Origin of the sequence: Gilvimarinus sp. DA14, from assembly GCF_024204685.1 — a bacterium.
In the GTDB taxonomy this organism is placed as follows: Bacteria; Pseudomonadota; Gammaproteobacteria; order Pseudomonadales; family Cellvibrionaceae; genus Gilvimarinus.
This window is the reverse complement of sequence record NZ_CP100350.1, coordinates 1,331,046-1,348,961: the sequence shown is the minus strand read 5'-3', so window position 1 is coordinate 1,348,961 and position 17,916 is coordinate 1,331,046. Positions and strand designations below refer to the sequence as shown.

The window sequence follows — 17,916 nt, the reverse complement described above, 5'->3', positions numbered from 1 at the left end:
AGCTATGAGCAATCAGTCTGCAGCAGTTATCTCACTTCAAGGTCGCGCCTGGGCTAAAGATGCCGAAGGCAATTTGCGAGAGCTCAAAGTCGGTGATGTACTTGCCGCAGATGAACAGCTGGTAACCGAAACCAATACCCAGATAACGCTGGATTTTGGCGGTGGTGAAACCGCGAGCTTGGCGGGGGCACATACGGTTTCCATGAGTCCTGACCTATGGCCCGAAACGGCCGCCTCCGAAGCCCAGGCGAGCGTGCTCGAGGAGCAGTTCGACAGCATCTTAGCCAGCCTGGAACAAAACGACGAGCTGCTGCAGCAATCGCAATTCGATAATATTTACGCCTCGCTCGAGGCCAATGATGCGTTGCTGGGGGCAAGCCCATTTGACGTTATCTTGAGCGCCCTAGAAGTCAATGATCAGCTGCTGCAAGACAGCCAGTTCGAGGCCATCTACAGCTCGTTAGTCGCAAACGAAGCGCTGCTTAGAGAGAGCGACTTCTCGACAATCTACAATTACCTGGCAGAAAACGACGCATTGTTGCTGGATGCGCGTATGGATGATCTGTTCGCAAGCTTGCAGGCGAATGAGCAAGCGCTCTTGGCCGGTGATGGCGACCTGCTGGACATGCTTAATGAAGCGCCGGCGGCGGGTGGACAAGCCAGTGAAGGCGGTAGCAGCTTTGTGCGCTTGCCCCGTATTAGCGAAACAGTCTCTGACCCTGACTTAAGCTTTGCCAACCCCCGCGCGGCGCAGAGCGCTGCCGTGCAAGAGGGCGATGTCCCCGTTAATGAAGGGCCAGCTGTTGCGGCGCAATCATTTACAACTGCAGAAGATACGCCGTTCAATGGCCAGATAGAGTCCTCTGACCCCGACAGCGCCACACTCAGTTACCAGCTTGTTGGAGCACCGTTAAACGGTGACGTCACTATAAACACGCAAACTGGCGAGTTCACTTACACCCCGTTTGCCGACTATAACGGCGCCGACAGTTTTACTGTTATTGTCAGCGATGGTGAATCCAGCGCAGAGCAGACCATCTCTGTACAAGTTACGCCGGTAAACGATGCTCCGACTGCCACAGACTTGTCCCTCGCGACTGCAGAGGACATTCCTGTATCAGGCCAGGTGGATGCTAGCGATATTGATCTGCCCGAAGGCGATACCCTCAGCTACAGCCTCGCCGAAGCGCCCGAAAATGGCGCGGTTAACTTAAATGCGCAAACGGGCGAATTTACTTACACACCCAACGAAAATTACAGCGGCGAAGACTCTTTCACCGTACTTGTGACTGACAGCTCGGGTGCGACCGCTGAATCTGTAGTAGAAGTTGACGTTAACCCCGTTAACGATGCCCCACAAGCCGTTGACGACGGCCCGCTGCAAACCGTGCACAACGGTGTCACGCTGGGCAATGCGCTGGAGAATGATTTTGATATCGACAGCTCCCAGTTAACGGCTACCGGCTTTGTGGTGGCTGGGGATGCGACACAATACGCGGCCGGTGAAGTCGCCGCTATTGATGGTGTAGGAAGCTTTACCCTCGCTGACAACGGCGATTTTACTTTTACGCCCTCTGCAAATTACAGCGGTCCTGTGCCCGAGGTAACTTACACCGTCACCGACGGTGAAGCGACCGATAGCGCCGTGATTCGTTTTGCCAATGTGCCGGAAGCAGATGGGGGCGTTACCCCGCCACCTCCGCCTCCAGCAGAGGCAGAAGCCAGCATCTCTTTGGATAGTGTCACGGCCGATAATTTAATCGACGCTAACGAAGCCGCACAAACTATCGTTATTAGCGGTAGCGTTAGTGGTGATGCCCGTGAGGGCGATCAGATCACGCTTACTATTGGCGCAAACACCTATACCGGTACCGTCGGTGCTGGCAGCACCTTTGCCATTAATGTCGCCGGTAGCGTGTTAGCGACAAATAACAGCATCTCAGCCAGCGTAAGCGGGCAAACCGAGGCTGGCGCCAGCTATACTGCTTCCACCACCGCTAACTATGCGGTGGATACCCAATCCCAGGCCTTGATAACGCTCGATCCTATTACCGGCGACAATATTGTCAATATGGAAGAGGCCGCTGGCACTCCTGTTATTACTGGTGTTGTAGGCGCCGATGCAGGGCCGGGAGATACCGTCACCCTGAGTGTGAATGGCACAACTTACACCGGTTTAGTGGCGGGCGATAATACGTTCAGTATTGAGGTTGCTGGCGCCGATTTGGCGGCTGATAACCAATTAAGTGCCCAGGTCACGGGTACCGATTCTAATGGCAATGCTTTTATTGCTACCGACACTGAGTCGTATCAGGTTGATACCACCGCACCGGTTGCAGAAATTACGATTGATGCTATCGGCGATAGCAACGCCGTGGCAATGGCCGCAGCGCAAGGTCAAACGACGCAAATTAGTGGCACTGTGGGCGGCGATGTACAAGATGGTGATACCGTAACCATCACAATCGCTGGTAATGAGTACACCGGCTTAGTTGAAAACGGTGCTTTTAATATTGACGTTAGCGCTCAAGATTTAATTGACGATAGTGACAGTAGCATAAGCGGCTCGGTCACCACATTCGATGCCGCCGGCAACAGCGCCAGTGCCAACGACGAAGAAGCCTACAGCCTTGACCCGGTTACGGTGGTGCAGTTTACCGATAACTTTGTTAATGGCGTCGCCTACCAGACCTCGTCGGGTTTAAGCGGTTATACCGGTGATGCCGGTTCGCCTGGGTCATTTTTTGTGCGCCCTGAAGATACCATCACCTTCACCATAGGCGATGTCACCGTGGCACAGTTCAGTGCCGATGTTATCCAGGGGACTGTACTGTTTTTGCAGGATATCGCCGAAGTAGAGTTGGCCAATAGCAACGATAATTACGTTGAAAATATGGCTATTTTCCTGCAGGCGCTGGATAACGATTTGACCGATGCCACTCCCGATAACGGTGTTTTAAATACCGGCAGCTTGACCAACACCGATGCCAGCTACAACAGCAACATTAACATCGACGCCAGCCTGCACGACTTGTTCAGCGGCTATATCGACCCCACCACCGATGCGCCGTTAAACATTGCCACCGCCGGTAAAGAAATGATTTCGCAGGCGCTGGCGCACGCCGGTGTAGAGTTCACTCGCGATACCGAGCGCGATCCCTCGGACAATAACGTATTTGAAACCATCGCCATGGAGCACGTGGCCGATACCATTGATCAATTGGCCGGTGACCGCGGGCCGGTCACAACCGATGAGCGCACGCCCGATGTGTTGGATGTGCCCGGCGGACAGATAAAGTACAACTACAACGAATTAAATGGCGAAATCACTTTTACCACCGACGATCTTCTGGAAGGCGCGGTTGGCCGTCAGGTAATTACCGAAAACCTGTTGGTTAAAAATGTTTCGCTCAGCGCCGGCTACGAAGATATTGGCACCCTGGAAGACCGCGGCGATGGTAATTATGCGATTGTGCTCAACGACGGCGTAGATCAGTACGACCTGGAAGGCTTGGCAATTGATTATCGCGTAGAGGACTGGACCGCGTTTGAAGAGGTCACCTCCAGTACGCAAGACCAGTATCGCTCTCACTTATCGGCTGAAATTCCCGATGTAAACGAAGGCGACGGTTTTAACCAGTTTACTTTAAACAGCGAGCTGACCTTCGATACCGATCAGACGCTGTTGATTAATTTCACCAGTGAGCTGTTAAGCGCACAACTCGGTTATCCCGTGGCAGAGTATGCGGATGACTATATTGTTCCCATCGAGTATTCCAACGATGGCGGGCAAACCTGGCAAACAATGGAGCAACACTCTATTGATTACAGCATGTCTCTGCCCCGGCCAATTTTCAGCTTTACCCTGGCGGCGGGTAGCGATTCGGTTGACATTCGCGTGCCGATTTTTGATGACGCCGCCATTGAGCCCACCGAGTATTTCGATGCCTATGTCTCGGGCGACAACGTCTACTACGAACACTTACAGTTTGCGATTTTCGATAACGACACCGAAAGCAGCGATCTGCCACAGATTTCCATCGACTTTGTGGTCACAGTTGAGGGCAGTGGCAATGCGGTTTTCACCGTGAGCCTGGATCGCCCGAGCACCGAAACGGTAACCGTAGATTATGCAACAGCCGATCTGGCCGCCGTTGCCGGTTTGGACTATGAAAGTGTCAGCGGCACGTTAACCTTTAACCCGGGGCAAACCTCAGCGACTATTTCTGTTCCGATTATTGACGACGATATTGTCGAAAGTAATCCAAACCCTGAGTTGGCGCTGATAAACCTCAGCAATGCAACCAATGCCGTGTTGTCGGATTCGCAGGGTACTCTCCGAATTTTTGACAACGACAGCCCTAATACTACCGACATTGGATTGGATATCGATCCGATCACCGGTGACAACCTCGTCAATGCTGCCGAAGCCGGCCAAACCATCGCCGTTACCGGAACTGTGTCCGCTGCGGATAATATTAATTTTGCCATTGTTATTCTCAATATTAATGGCCAGAGCTACCAAACCACCACCGATGGCAGCGGCACTTACAGTATTAATGTACCTGGTAGCGAGCTAAGCAGTGACGCCGACACTACGGTTGAGGGCTATGTTTACGGTTTTGGCGCGAACGGTGCGCAGGCCACCGGCGCCGCTGTTGAAGTGTACAGTGTGGATCTATCGGGCCCCGGGGTTGCCATTATTGATGGCAACGGCTCTGAGGCGGGTGAGCAGTCGGTGCAGGAAGCCAGTGGCGACTCGGTTTCTGGCTCGGCTGTTGTTTCGGCTGTTGCGGGTATCAGTCAAGTCACCATCAACGACCAGGATATTTCCAGCGCCAGTATTGATTCGCCAGTGTTCATTAATGGCAACTACGGGCAGTTGGCCGTTACCAATTACGATTCAGGCACGGGTGCAATTACCTATACCTATACAGAGAATGGTGCGGTGCGGGATCACAGCGCCGGTGCGGACAGTGTTGTCGATCAGTTTTCAATTATCGTAACCGATGCTGCCAATTCAGTTGCCACAGATGTATTGGATATTCTCATTACCGATACCCAACCGCAGACAGCGGATGATAGCAATACCGTAGAACTTGGCGGCAGCGCCGTTGGTAATGTCATCACCGGCGGTGGTGCTGATCAGCTTGGCGCCGAAGGTGGCGAGCTGCACAGTGTTTCTTTTGGCGGCGTTAAGTTTGATACCGACAGCGCTGAATTTAATGGCACTGAATGGACTATTGTTGGCGACTCCGGTGTCCTGACTATTGATACGCAGGGCAATTACACCTACAGCTCAACCGCCGCTGCGCCCGACGCCACGAGTGTGGGTGGCGGGGATGCCGGTAGCTGGAGCGGGGTGGCACTGTATGGCTTTGATGGCGCCAGCGACAGTTACTTAGATGTTAACGGCCTGCTTGATCCTGCCACTTTAGATGCTGCGCACAGTGCCAATGTGGTGTATGCCAGTGAGCAAGTCGGTGTACGCATTGGCAGTGGCGATATCTCCACCATTGACTCGCGCGATAACGGTGGCGCCGAGAGTCAGGCATTGGTGATTGATTTCGGCGTGAACGCCACACAAGCCAATGTGCAATTTGGCCAGATAGGCAGTAGTGACGATGGCCGTTGGATTGCGTACGGCGAAGACTTTAATCAAGTCGGCTCCGGCACTTTCGATTTGATGCCCTACAGTTTGCACATTAACCCGGGCAGCGAGTTCCAGTATTTAGCGATTTCCGGCGCGGATACCGACGATCATTTTACCCTGCACAGCGTCGACTATGTTGAGGCAAGTGCAAACCCAGCGGATGATGTATTTTCATACGAGTTAATCGATGCCGACGGTTCTATCTCAAACGCAAGTGATTTAACCATTCAACATACGATTACAGCCGCCGACGGCGACGAAGCCATTAGCATTGGTGAAGACGACAACATCGCCGCGGGTGAATTTAATTTGCTCGACAACGCGACTCCAGCCAGTAACAGCAATGTCGTTACCGGCACAGGGGATGAAGCGGTACTGATCAATGGCATAGATCAGACTGATCTTTTCACCATCAGCGCCACCGCCATGGAGTTTGGCGAAGCCGAGTTCACCATCACTCACAAAGAAACAGGTAACGTCGGCGTCTTTACCATTAACAGCAACGGCAACCTCACGCTGCAAAACGGAGCAGCCTCTTTATTTAACTTTCTCGGTGCAGGAGATGTGGCCAGCATCACGCTCGAATACACCGTGAATGGCAATATCCAATCTGTCGCGACTATTAATGTTAGTGGCGAGAATGATGCACCGGTGGCCGTGAACGACAACGTCACCGTCGCCGAAGACTCGGGCGCGACCGTGATCGACGTGTTGGCCAACGACACCGACGTGGAAGGTGATCTTCTCAGCGTCACCGCCGTGACCCAGCCGTCCAACGGCACCGTGGCCCTGGTGAACGGAGAAGTGCGTTACACCCCGGACGCCAACTTCACCGGTCAAGACACCTTCACCTACACCGTCAGCGATGGCAACGGCGGTACCGACACCGGCACCGTGACCGTCACCGTGGATCCAGAAAACGACCCACCGGTAGCGGTGAACGACAACGTCACTGTCTCTGAAGACTCGGGCGCGACCGTGATCGACGTGTTGGTCAACGACACCGATGTGGAAGGTGATCTTCTCAGCGTCACCGCCGTGACCCAGCCGTCCAACGGCACCGTGGCCCTGGTGAACGGAGAAGTGCGTTACACCCCGGACGCCAACTTCACCGGTCAGGACACCTTCACCTACACCGTCAGCGATGGCAACGGCGGTACCGACACCGGCACCGTGACCGTCACCGTGGATCCAGAAAACGACCCACCGGTAGCGGTGAACGACAACGTCACTGTCTCTGAAGACTCGGGCGCGACCGTGATCGACGTGTTGGCCAACGACACCGATGTGGAAGCTGATCTTCTCAGCGTCACCGCTGTGACCCAGCCGTCCAACGGCACCGTGGCCCTGGTGAACGGAGAAGTGCGTTACACCCCGGACGCCAACTTCACCGGTCAAGACACCTTCACCTACACCGTCAGCGATGGCAACGGCGGTACCGACACCGGCACCGTGACCGTCACCGTGGATCCAGAAAACGACCCACCGGTGGCCGTGAACGACAACGTCACCGTCGCTGAAGACTCGGGCGCGACCGTGATCGACGTGTTGGCCAACGACACCGACGTGGAAGGTGATCTTCTCAGCGTCACCGCCGTGACCCAGCCGTCCAACGGCACCGTGGCCCTGGTGAACGGAGAAGTGCGTTACACCCCGGACGCCAACTTCACCGGTCAGGACACCTTCACCTACACCGTCAGCGATGGCAACGGCGGTACCGACACCGGCACCGTGACCGTCACCGTGGATCCAGAAAACGACCCACCGGTGGCCGTGAACGACAACGTCACCGTCTCTGAAGACTCGGGCGCGACCGTGATCGACGTGCTGGCCAACGACAGCGACGTGGAAGGTGATCTTCTCAGCGTCACCGCCGTGACCCAGCCGTCCAACGGCACCGTGGCCCTGGTGAACGGAGAAGTGCGTTACACCCCGGACGCCAACTTCACCGGTCAGGACACCTTCACCTACACCGTCAGCGATGGCAACGGCGGTACCGACACCGGCACCGTGACCGTCACCGTGGATCCAGAAAACGACCCACCGGTAGCGGTGAACGACAACGTCACTGTCTCTGAAGACTCGGGCGCGACCGTGATCGACGTGTTGGCCAACGACACCGATGTGGAAGCTGATCTTCTCAGCGTCACCGCTGTGACCCAGCCGTCCAACGGCACCGTGGCCCTGGTGAACGGAGAAGTGCGTTACACCCCGGACGCCAACTTCACCGGTCAGGACACCTTCACCTACACCGTCAGCGATGGCAACGGCGGTACCGACACCGGCACCGTGACCGTCACCGTGGATCCAGAAAACGACCCACCGGTAGCGGTGAACGACAACGTCACTGTCTCTGAAGACTCGGGCGCGACGCGACCGTGATCGACGTGCTGGCCAACGACAGCGACGTGGAAGGTGATCTTCTCAGCGTCACCGCCGTGACCCAGCCGTCCAACGGCACCGTGACCCTGGTGAACGGAGAAGTGCGTTACACTCCGGACGCCAACTTCACCGGTCAAGACACCTTCACCTACACCGTCAGCGATGGCAACGGCGGTACCGACACCGGCACCGTGACCGTCACCGTGGATCCAGAAAACGACCCACCGGTAGCGGTGAACGACAACGTCACTGTCTCTGAAGACTCGGGCGCGACCGTGATCGACGTGTTGGCCAACGACACCGATGTGGAAGGTGATCTTCTCAGCGTCACCGCCGTGACCCAGCCGTCCAACGGCACCGTGGCCCTGGTGAACGGAGAAGTGCGTTACACCCCGGACGCCAACTTCACCGGTCAGGACACCTTCACCTACACCGTCAGCGATGGCAACGGCGGTACCGACACCGGCACCGTGACCGTCACCGTGGATCCAGAAAACGACCCACCGGTGGCCGTGAACGACAACGTCACCGTCTCTGAAGACTCGGGCGCGACCGTGATCGACGTGCTGGCCAACGACAGCGACGTGGAAAGTGATCTTCTCAGCGTCACCGCCGTGACCCAGCCGTCCAACGGCACCGTGGCCCTGGTGAACGGAGAAGTGCGTTACACCCCGGACGCCAACTTCACCGGTCAGGACACCTTCACCTACACCGTCAGCGATGGCAACGGCGGTACCGACACCGGCACCGTGACCGTCACCGTGGATCCAGAAAACGACCCACCGGTGGCCGTGAACGACAACGTCACCGTCTCTGAAGACTCGGGCGCGACCGTGATCGACGTGCTGGCCAACGACAGCGACGTGGAAAGTGATCTTCTCAGCGTCACCGCCGTGACCCAGCCGTCCAACGGCACCGTGGCCCTGGTGAACGGAGAAGTGCGTTACACCCCGGACGCCAACTTCACCGGTCAGGACACCTTCACCTACACCGTCAGCGATGGCAACGGCGGTACCGACACCGGCACCGTGACCGTCACCGTGGATCCAGAAAACGACCCACCGGTGGCCGTGAACGACAACGTCACCGTCTCTGAAGACTCGGGCGCGACCGTGATCGACGTGCTGGCCAACGACAGCGACGTGGAAAGTGATCTTCTCAGCGTCACCGCCGTGACCCAGCCGTCCAACGGCACCGTGGCCCTGGTGAACGGAGAAGTGCGTTACACCCCGGACGCCAACTTCACCGGTCAGGACACCTTCACCTACACCGTCAGCGATGGCAACGGCGGTACCGACACCGGCACCGTGACCGTCACCGTGGATCCAGAAAACGACCCACCGGTAGCGGTGAACGACAACGTCACTGTCTCTGAAGACTCGGGCGCGACCGTGATCGACGTGCTGGCCAACGACAGCGACGTGGAAGGTGATCTTCTCAGCGTCACCGCCGTGACCCAGCCGTCCAACGGCACCGTGACCCTGGTGAACGGAGAAGTGCGTTACACTCCGGACGCCAACTTCACCGGTCAGGACACCTTCACCTACACCGTCAGCGATGGCAACGGCGGTACCGACACCGGCACCGTGACCGTCACCGTGGATCCAGAAAACGACCCACCGGTAGCGGTGAACGACAACGTCACTGTCTCTGAAGACTCGGGCGCGACCGTGATCGACGTGCTGGCCAACGACAGCGACGTGGAAGGTGATCTTCTCAGCGTCACCGCCGTGACCCAGCCGTCCAACGGCACCGTGACCCTGGTGAACGGAGAAGTGCGTTACACCCCGGACGCCAACTTCACCGGTCAAGACACCTTCACCTACACCGTCAGCGATGGCAACGGCGGTACCGACACCGGCACCGTGACCGTCACCGTGGATCCAGAAAACGACCCACCGGTAGCGGTGAACGACAACGTCACTGTCTCTGAAGACTCGGGCGCGACCGTGATCGACGTGTTGGCCAACGACACCGATGTGGAAGGTGATCTTCTCAGCGTCACCGCCGTGACCCAGCCGTCCAACGGCACCGTGGCCCTGGTGAACGGAGAAGTGCGTTACACCCCGGACGCCAACTTCACCGGTCAGGACACCTTCACCTACACCGTCAGCGATGGCAACGGCGGTACCGACACCGGCACCGTGACCGTCACCGTGGATCCAGAAAACGACCCACCGGTGGCCGTGAACGACAACGTCACCGTCTCTGAAGACTCGGGCGCGACCGTGATCGACGTGCTGGCCAACGACAGCGACGTGGAAAGTGATCTTCTCAGCGTCACCGCCGTGACCCAGCCGTCCAACGGCACCGTGGCCCTGGTGAACGGAGAAGTGCGTTACACCCCGGACGCCAACTTCACCGGTCAGGACACCTTCACCTACACCGTCAGCGATGGCAACGGCGGTACCGACACCGGCACCGTGACCGTCACCGTGGATCCAGAAAACGACCCACCGGTGGCCGTGAACGACAACGTCACCGTCTCTGAAGACTCGGGCGCGACCGTGATCGACGTGCTGGCCAACGACAGCGACGTGGAAAGTGATCTTCTCAGCGTCACCGCCGTGACCCAGCCGTCCAACGGCACCGTGGCCCTGGTGAACGGAGAAGTGCGTTACACCCCGGACGCCAACTTCACCGGTCAGGACACCTTCACCTACACCGTCAGCGATGGCAACGGCGGTACCGACACCGGCACCGTGACCGTCACCGTGGATCCAGAAAACGACCCACCGGTGGCCGTGAACGACAACGTCACCGTCTCTGAAGACTCGGGCGCGACCGTGATCGACGTGCTGGCCAACGACAGCGACGTGGAAAGTGATCTTCTCAGCGTCACCGCCGTGACCCAGCCGTCCAACGGCACCGTGGCCCTGGTGAACGGAGAAGTGCGTTACACCCCGGACGCCAACTTCACCGGTCAGGACACCTTCACCTACACCGTCAGCGATGGCAACGGCGGTACCGACACCGGCACCGTGACCGTCACCGTGGATCCAGAAAACGACCCACCGGTAGCGGTGAACGACAACGTCACCGTCGCCGAAGACTCGGGCGCGACCGTGATCGACGTGTTGGCCAACGACACCGATGTGGAAGGTGATCTTCTCAGCGTCACCGCCGTGACCCAGCCGTCCAACGGCACCGTGACCCTGGTGAACGGAGAAGTGCGTTACACTCCGGACGCCAACTTCACCGGTCAGGACACCTTCACCTACACCGTCAGCGATGGCAACGGCGGTACCGACACCGGCACCGTGACCGTCACCGTGGATCCAGAAAACGACCCACCGGTAGCGGTGAACGACAACGTCACTGTCTCTGAAGACTCGGGCGCGACCGTGATCGACGTGCTGGCCAACGACAGCGACGTGGAAGGTGATCTTCTCAGCGTCACCGCCGTGACCCAGCCGTCCAACGGCACCGTGACCCTGGTGAACGGAGAAGTGCGTTACACTCCGGACGCCAACTTCACCGGTCAAGACACCTTCACCTACACCGTCAGCGATGGCAACGGCGGTACCGACACCGGCACCGTGACCGTCACCGTGGATCCAGAAAACGACCCACCGGTAGCGGTGAACGACAACGTCACTGTCTCTGAAGACTCGGGCGCGACCGTGATCGACGTGTTGGCCAACGACACCGATGTGGAAGGTGATCTTCTCAGCGTCACCGCCGTGACCCAGCCGTCCAACGGCACCGTGGCCCTGGTGAACGGAGAAGTGCGTTACACCCCGGACGCCAACTTCACCGGTCAGGACACCTTCACCTACACCGTCAGCGATGGCAACGGCGGTACCGACACCGGCACCGTGACCGTCACCGTGGATCCAGAAAACGACCCACCGGTGGCCGTGAACGACAACGTCACCGTCTCTGAAGACTCGGGCGCGACCGTGATCGACGTGCTGGCCAACGACAGCGACGTGGAAAGTGATCTTCTCAGCGTCACCGCCGTGACCCAGCCGTCCAACGGCACCGTGGCCCTGGTGAACGGAGAAGTGCGTTACACCCCGGACGCCAACTTCACCGGTCAGGACACCTTCACCTACACCGTCAGCGATGGCAACGGCGGTACCGACACCGGCACCGTGACCGTCACCGTGGATCCAGAAAACGACCCACCGGTGGCCGTGAACGACAACGTCACCGTCTCTGAAGACTCGGGCGCGACCGTGATCGACGTGCTGGCCAACGACAGCGACGTGGAAAGTGATCTTCTCAGCGTCACCGCCGTGACCCAGCCGTCCAACGGCACCGTGGCCCTGGTGAACGGAGAAGTGCGTTACACCCCGGACGCCAACTTCACCGGTCAGGACACCTTCACCTACACCGTCAGCGATGGCAACGGCGGTACCGACACCGGCACCGTGACCGTCACCGTGGATCCAGAAAACGACCCACCGGTGGCCGTGAACGACAACGTCACCGTCTCTGAAGACTCGGGCGCGACCGTGATCGACGTGCTGGCCAACGACAGCGACGTGGAAAGTGATCTTCTCAGCGTCACCGCCGTGACCCAGCCGTCCAACGGCACCGTGGCCCTGGTGAACGGAGAAGTGCGTTACACCCCGGACGCCAACTTCACCGGTCAGGACACCTTCACCTACACCGTCAGCGATGGCAACGGCGGTACCGACACCGGCACCGTGACCGTCACCGTGGATCCAGAAAACGACCCACCGGTAGCGGTGAACGACAACGTCACTGTCTCTGAAGACTCGGGCGCGACCGTGATCGACGTGCTGGCCAACGACAGCGACGTGGAAGGTGATCTTCTCAGCGTCACCGCCGTGACCCAGCCGTCCAACGGCACCGTGACCCTGGTGAACGGAGAAGTGCGTTACACTCCGGACGCCAACTTCACCGGTCAAGACACCTTCACCTACACCGTCAGTGATGGAGAAGGGGGCACGGAGAGCGCCACGGTTACGGTCAACGTCACCCCAGAAAACGACGCGCCGGTAGCCAATGATGACGGTATTTTAAATGGCACCGAAGACACCACTAGCGGTGTCTTGAATGCGGCCATGCTTAGCAACGATATTGATTTGGATGGTGATGCGCTCACTATCACTCACGTGAATGGAGTGGCGTTAACTGGTGCTGCGCAGAATATCGATGTACTGAACGGTACTGTCAGCATAGATGCGTCTGGATCCATTCGTTTTACCCCTGCGGCGGATTACACCGGGGCGGTCAGTTTTGAGTACAGTATTAGTGACAACAATGGCGGAGCCGATACGGCAATTGTGAGCGGCACCATCGCGCCGGTAGACGACGCGCCAACAACGTCAAATGCGGCTGTGCGAACCGACGAGGATGTTGCTTATGAATTTTCGTTGAATGATTTCCCATACACGGACGCAGAGGGGGATGCTCTAGCGGCTGTAACTATCGTCACTTTACCTGCTGAGGGTAGTTTACAGTGGTTCAACGGAACTGGCTGGGAAACTGTTAATGCTGGCGACTCAATTTCGGCCGCTGACATTAGCAATGGCTATTTACAGTATCAGCCTGAGCCAAACGCGCCTGTTGGGTCTGATGATGGAAGCGGCAGCGGAAGTTTTACCTTTACGGTATCGGACGGCAATTCCAGCAGCGCCGTGGCGACGATGACATTGTCGGTTGACGCTGTTGCCGATACACCTGATTTATCTCTGGCCGATGCCTCCGATGTTGTGGGTGATGCCAATTTTGCCTTGCCTTCTGGCAATGGCCTGCAGTTGCAACGCTTCGACAATGTGCCAACTGTTAACAGCTCTAATGCGGCCGATGCCAGTGTGCTTGAAGGCGCACTGACCTCCTTGGCGCCAAGCTCCAGTGCTTTGGTGAATCAATTGGGCACGGGCAGTACTTCAGCGACGGCGGTAAACATTGATGAGGACGATGGTCTGTCTCTTACTGGTCTAATTTACCTTGAGGCTGGCACGACCTATCAGGTGAGCGGTTACCAGGACGATACTTTGCACATAGAGATCGGTGGTAATGTCGTTCATTCAGAGGGGTTTAATTCTTACGGAGGCTACGACTCAAGTAACTTTACTCCATCCCAGAGTGGCTATTACACCTTTGAGCTTTACGCTTACAACGGCGATAACGTCGGTCGTGTTAGTGCTTTGATTACCGCCGACGGCTCAACCCAAACACTGGATAATTACACGTTGTTTAGTGATATTCAGGCGGTGGAAACGGCCGGTGGCCAGTTCTCTGAGTACATTGGGGACGCTGATGGCGGCTATTATCCTGTGCGTTTAAATGAAGGTCTGGAAAATACGCCTATACAGCTCCAGGACATCGTCGCGAATTTAACGGATACCGATGGCTCGGAGACGTTGAACATGCAGATTACAGGGTTGCCGGTAGGGAGCGTGCTGAGTGATGGTAGTAACCATTTCACTGCTGCGCCGGGTGCTACTGTGGCCGATGTGAGTGAGTGGAACTTGGAAACTTTGGTTATAACGGCGCCCTTAAACTTTGTCGGCTCCTTTGAGCTGGGCGCTGTGGCGCAATCTATAGAAAGTTCGAATGGTGATACTAGTCAAGTGTCCACGAACTTCACCGTTGTTGTTCGTGAAGTTCCGCAAGACTCTCAGCCTGAGGCGGTGGACGATGCCATTGTGGTAGCCGCTGATACTACCTATTTGAATGGTGATGTAAGTTCTAACGATACGCAAAGTACCGATGGGAATAATCAGTACAGCGTACAGAGTGCTCCCTCAAACGGTGTTCTCAACTTTAATTCGGACGGTACTTTTACATACACGCCTAACGCGGGATATACGGGCGTGGACAGCTTCGAGTACGCAGTTGTCGATGCAGATGGAGATATCTCAACAGCAACTGTTAATATTTTGATCCCTGAGCTAAACGACAACAGTGCTCAGGTATTTGAAGCTGCTCTTGATTCCGGCAGTAACAGTAGCAGTTCCGCAGAAATGGTGAGTGGCAATTTGCTGTCAAACGACGCTAGCTTACCCGCTAATATCTCGCTTTCTGTCGCTATTGCCGGAGGTACGGTAGATAGCTCTGTGCCTGGGCAAACTACTATTACCACCGTTGATGGGAATACACTGAGGGTAAACACTGACGCAGAGTCTGCCGACTTCGGTGACTACACTTATACGCTGATCAACGCCGTGGATCACAACCTGATCTCGCAGCAAACCTTTGACTCAGACAATGGTGGTTGGACAGGTTCGGGAGTAAGCAATGAGAACGGCCAATTGCGGCTTGATCGCGATGAAACTGCCTCGCAAATATTTAGCTTTGGTGCCTCTATGGCCGGGGCAGAAGTTGTAGTGAGCTTTAATTTGTATGTTGATGGAGGCTGGGAAACCTCTGGTGGTGGGCAAGACTTCTTTGAAGTGGTGGCCAACGGCAATCAGGTAAGTTCAGTTTCTCCCTCTGATGAAACAACCAGTAGGGTATCTGTAACCACAGCGCTTGATGAAAATGGCGATCTCGCATTGGCGCTCACTGCCAATTCGACGGCAGGTAACGAATTTGCATTGCTGGATGACTTGAATATTTCAGCAGTGGAACGGACGGATGAATTTACCTACACGCTTACCGACGGAGATCAATTCAGTGATAGCGCATTATTGAATGTAGCAATAGTCGATGATCGCACAGATGTACCAAGCGATAGGGATGAGTCTTATTCGTTAAGCGAAAATCAGGACCTGGTCTTGGGCGAGTTGAATCTTTTGGATAATACGGGGCCTCAAAGTGGTGTTGGGTCGGTGACCGCGGTGACAGGCGGCGGCATTCGGATTAATGGCGTCAATGCCGCTTCAGATTTTACGTTCACCCAGCAAGCAAACGCTGGTAATGAAGTGGTTCACTATACGATTACTCATAACGATACATTGCACACAGCAGAGCTTGTGGTACAAGCAAACGGCGATGTTAGCTTTACCAACGAAGAGGGAAATCTATTTGATTTTCTAAGCTCGTCTGATACTGCTGAATTGCTAATCGATTATACGGTAAACACTTTTGGTGAAAATTTCAGCTCTACGGCAACTCTCAATATACAAGGTGAAAATGATGCTCCTGTGGCCGAACCTGATACTGGTTTGACGCAGGGAGGATTCGCCTCAGAGTTCTGGGTATACAACGAGGGTGTAGATGGTCCCAACCTCGAGTCCGTAGCTCAGGTTATTGGATTTACTGGTCGTGAAGCACCGGATGCGACCTTTATTTCCACCGGTTTCAACTATGCGGTTCGTCAGGGGGATTCCGATTACAGACAGAATCTCGGCTCGGGTAACAACTTGGAAAGCTGGCTGGCAGATGGTAGTGACGATGACTCGGTGGTGCGCAACACTACAGAGAGTTCGGGTGACGCTATTGTGCGCTTTGTGGGCGTATTCGAGGTGGATACTGCCGGTACCTACACACTGAATATTACGCATGATGATGGGTTTGTGATATTTATTGATGGAGAAGAGACGTTTACCGCCGACTTTATTACCTCGCCCAGTAACTTTGTCCAGACAACACAGTTGTCGGCGGGTATTCATGAGGTCGAAGTTTATTACTGGGATCAGGGTGGTGAATATGTATTTGATGGCAGCTTGTTTGGTCCAGGGGGAGAGGACGTGTGGGCTCCCAGTAACGTCTCTTATCGCGGCGCCCCCTATAGCACAAGTGAAGATCAACCCATAACGATCAATGTGTTGGCCAACGATCACGATATTGATGGGGATCGTTTAACCATTAGTTCCGTTTCCGACGGTGCGAACGGTACAGTATCGACCAACGGCAATACGGTAACCTATTCGCCAAACCCGGGATTTTTTGGCCAAGATTCGTTTACTTACACAGTCTCTGATGGCAATGGTGGATATGATTCTATGAGGGTCCCGGTGGAGGTCAGGCCTACCAATAACGCCCCTGAAGTGGATCTGGATGCGGATGATAGTACGGCGAATGCCGGGGCTTACCAAGCCTATGGTAAGCCAGATACAAATGTTGCTATTGCTGGCGAGGATGTCGTTATAACTGATATCGATGCTTCCAACTTGTGGTCGGCGCAGATTGAGATTCGAAACGCGCAACTGGGGGATCAGTTGGTTGAATCTGCCGCACTTCCTGGTGGTATCGACTTCACATTCGATAGCAATAGCAATACCGCTACCCTCAGCGGAATTGCATCTCATGAAGACTATCAATCGGCCCTAAGTCTAATTGCTTTGAATGGCTCTGAAACATCCGAAACACCAAGGGAGCTTGTTATTACCGTCAGTGACGGTTTAGACAGTAGTGCCGAGGTAGTGTCGTTTATCACAATTACCAATAATATTTATGGCACAGAGGGTGATGATCTTCTCGATGATTCTACCTATCCTCATTGGGAAGCTAATACAGTTTTCGGTCTAGAGGGTGATGATGAGATTTATGGATACTCGGGAGACGACTCTCTATACGGCAACGAAGGCAATGATACGCTTTATGGCGGTTCAAATAACGATCTTTTGGTTGGCGGGCCAGGCGATGATACTTTATCTGGGGGCGGCGAGTGGGCTTCTGATGTCTTTGCCTGGGAACTGGGGGATCAAGGCAGTCCGGGCGCCTCAGCAAATGATGTTGTGACAGACTTTAATGTTGAAAGTGGCGCTGGAAATTCTCTGGATTTAGCGGATCTATTGCAAGGAGAGAACAGCAGCAACCTCACAGGTTATCTACACTTCGAGCAATCTGGCGCAGATACGGTTATCCATATCAGCAGCTCTGGCAGCTTCGATGGCAGTAACTATGACAGTGCTACCGATCAAACGATAACGTTGCAAAATGTCAGCTTGTCCGGCACAGATTCAGAAATCATTACCCAGCTGCTTAATAGTGGCCAGTTAAACGTGGATTCATGA

General features: G+C 55.6%; 2 protein-coding genes. Both read left to right on the top strand.

The window, feature by feature from the left end; all coding sequences use genetic code 11:
• Positions 1-4: 4 nt before the first annotated feature.
• Positions 5-8,035: an Ig-like domain-containing protein gene (locus NHM04_RS05980; RefSeq protein ID WP_254266087.1), complete on the top strand. Its 8,031-nt coding sequence runs from the start codon at positions 5-7 to the stop codon at positions 8,033-8,035.
• Entirely contained in the window at positions 8,032-17,916 is a 9,885-nt protein-coding gene (locus tag NHM04_RS05975; protein ID WP_254266086.1) for an Ig-like domain-containing protein, read from the top strand. The genes NHM04_RS05980 and NHM04_RS05975 overlap by 4 nt, the downstream gene beginning before the upstream one ends.